This window comes from Streptomyces niveiscabiei, assembly GCF_001419795.1.
Lineage (GTDB): Bacteria > Actinomycetota > Actinomycetes > Streptomycetales > Streptomycetaceae > Streptomyces > Streptomyces niveiscabiei.
Genome location: NZ_LIRL01000096.1, coordinates 1 through 2,426 on the forward strand (window position 1 = coordinate 1; position 2,426 = coordinate 2,426).

Below are 2,426 nucleotides of genomic sequence, written 5' to 3' on the forward strand. Positions count from 1 at the left end.
CCCCCGCCCGTCCCGCTGGTCCGCCCTCTCCACCCGGGCCAAGATCCTCGTGGGCGCCGTGGTGCTGGCCATCGGCGTGGGCGTAGCCGTGCCCGTGACCCTGACGCTTCTGCACGACGAGGGCGGCACCAACGGCGGCAAGGACTCGGCGGCCGGATGGGGGCGCGTCCCCGGCCCCATCCTCCGTACGTCCGTCGCCGGCGCGGGAACCACGGCCCTGTTCAGCCCGGACGGCAAGTTCATCGCGGCGACCGGCGCCACGGGCGTACGGCTGCTGCGCGCGACGGACGCCGGGACCGTGCAGACGCTCGCGCGTCAGGCGTACCCCCTGTTCAGCAAGGCCGGGAACCTGCTGGCGACGGTCGACACGGGCAGCACGGCCAAGATGACGGTCCACGTCCGGAACCTGACCACGAACAGCACGACCGACATCGCCACCGGCGCCCCGGCGAGCGTGACCATGGCGTTCAGCCCGCGCGGCGACCTCCTCGCGACGGCCGCCGGGCTGGCCGCCGACAAGGACTACGGCAACCCGATCCGCCTGTGGAACACGAGCACGGGCGAACTGGTCACCACGCTCACGGGTTTCGGCAACGGCGTCCAGAGCATGGTGTTCATGCCGGACGGCAAGACGCTCGCGGCGGGGGCGGCGGGCAGCCCGGGAACGGTGAAGCTCTGGAACGTACAGACCGCCAAGGTCACCACGACCCTCGCCACCGGCTACGTGATCGCCCTGAGCCCGGACGGCAGGACACTCGCCACGAGCAGCGAGTTCGCGGCCGACCACAAGGCGAGCCTCTGGGACGTCACCACGGGCGAGCGCCTCACCGCACTCGCCGAGGGCCGCCCCCTCGGCTTCAGCGGCGACGGCGAACTCCTCGCACTGCTGGACAACACCGGCACCGTCCAACTCTGGCGGACCTCCGGCCACACTCCCGAACGCGCCTTCCCCAGCACAGCCACAGCCAAGTTCGCCCCCACCGGCGAACGCCTCGCCCTCCTCTCCGACACCGGCACGATCACCCTCCTCGACTACACAAGCCCAGGCCCGGCAAAAACCCTCCCCCAGCCCACCACCACCTCGACAAAAACCCGAACAATCGACTTCACCGGCGACGGCACAGCCCTCACAACAGCCGCCCAGGACAACACGGTTCAGGTCTGGACACTCAACTGGTCCACCTGGGTATCACCTTCACCGTCCTGAGCACCCTCGTCTGACATCGTGACCGCATGGACGACCTCATCGGCACACAGCACCCTGCCCGCCACCTCGCCCCGGCCGAGGCAGTCACCGCGCTCGAAACGGCCGTCCCGAACCTGGCACACCACCGCCGCACCACACCGACTCCGCCCGACTGGACGCGAATCGAGAACACTCTCGGCATCGGGCTCCCACCCGATTTCCGCCTCCTGGCCGAGCTGTACCCGTCCTTCCTCCTGGGCGACTTCCTCCACGCCCCACTCCCCGCGCCGGGCCGCGAGCCGGACTGGCTCGCCGGTGTCGAAGGCGAGTTGGAGACCGTGCGGGACTGGTGGGACAGCGACATGCCGATCGGGCTGCCACCTCATCCGGCGTCCGGCGGGCTGTTGCCGTGGGGCAGTTCGCTGTCGGGCGACGTCTTCTTGTGGACGACGGCAAAGCCCTGGCTCGTCACGGTCGCCTCGCGGAACCTGGAGTGGTGGCACTACTCGGGAGGCACCGCGCAGTTCCTCGCCGAGTACGCCTCGGGCATGCTGGAACCGTGGTCGTTGCCCGAACTCGGGGCCGGGGTGGAGGTGTTCACGTGAAGTCGCCGTGTTCGCCAAGCTGGGGGGCCGTCGTTGAGGCAGGTCGAGGCGTGGGTAGTTGAGCTGAGAGAGCATCGCGTCGCGCAAGGAGACCTCCACTTGGCCTCCCCAGCCTGAGACGATCTGCGCGAGGAGCCCGAGGCCGCCGACGTCTTCGCCGAGCTGTGGGTGGCGGAGGAACACTGGGAAGCGGCGAAGAAGGTGACGTCCCGTGGCGGAAGGGCCGTTCGGGCCGGAGGTGCGGCCGGAGGGGGCCGCGTCCGAGCACGCGGTGCTGTGTCTGCACGGCGACCCCCGGCTCGGCGGTACGCCGCAGGACGCGTTGCCGACCGCGCGGGAGCCGGCGCGGCGTACAGGGCTCACTGTCGTATGCGCGCGGTACCGGCCCCGGTTCCCGCACGCCGTCGACGACGTGTGCGCCGCCTGGGAGCACTGCCATACGCGAGGTCCAGTCGCGGTCGCCGACAAGCGGCTCGGGGGCATGCCGCCCGCCTGTGCCGTGCTGAACTCGCCGCTGCTCGACTTCACGCTGGACGCGCCGAGTCTCCTCTTCAACGCGGCGGCGGAGTTCCTGCGGGGGCTGACCGGGCCGGGCGGCCTCACCCCTCGATGCCCCCTCACCTTCCCCGCAGAGC

The 2,426-nt window shown here is 70.8% G+C and carries 2 protein-coding genes and 1 pseudogene; all 3 read left to right on the forward strand.

The features are described 5' to 3' along the window. Positions 1-1,207, forward strand: a 1,207-nt coding sequence (locus AOK24_RS05845) for a WD40 repeat domain-containing protein (RefSeq protein ID WP_167376804.1), incomplete at its 5' end; no start/stop codon positions are given. Positions 1,208-1,233: 26 nt separating this feature from the next. Then, entirely contained in the window at positions 1,234-1,791 is a 558-nt protein-coding gene (locus AOK24_RS05850; protein WP_055718981.1) for a hypothetical protein, read from the forward strand. A 211-nt stretch (positions 1,792-2,002) separates the two neighbouring features. Then, positions 2,003-2,426: pseudogene (locus tag AOK24_RS05855) on the forward strand (alpha/beta hydrolase); the annotation flags it as partial.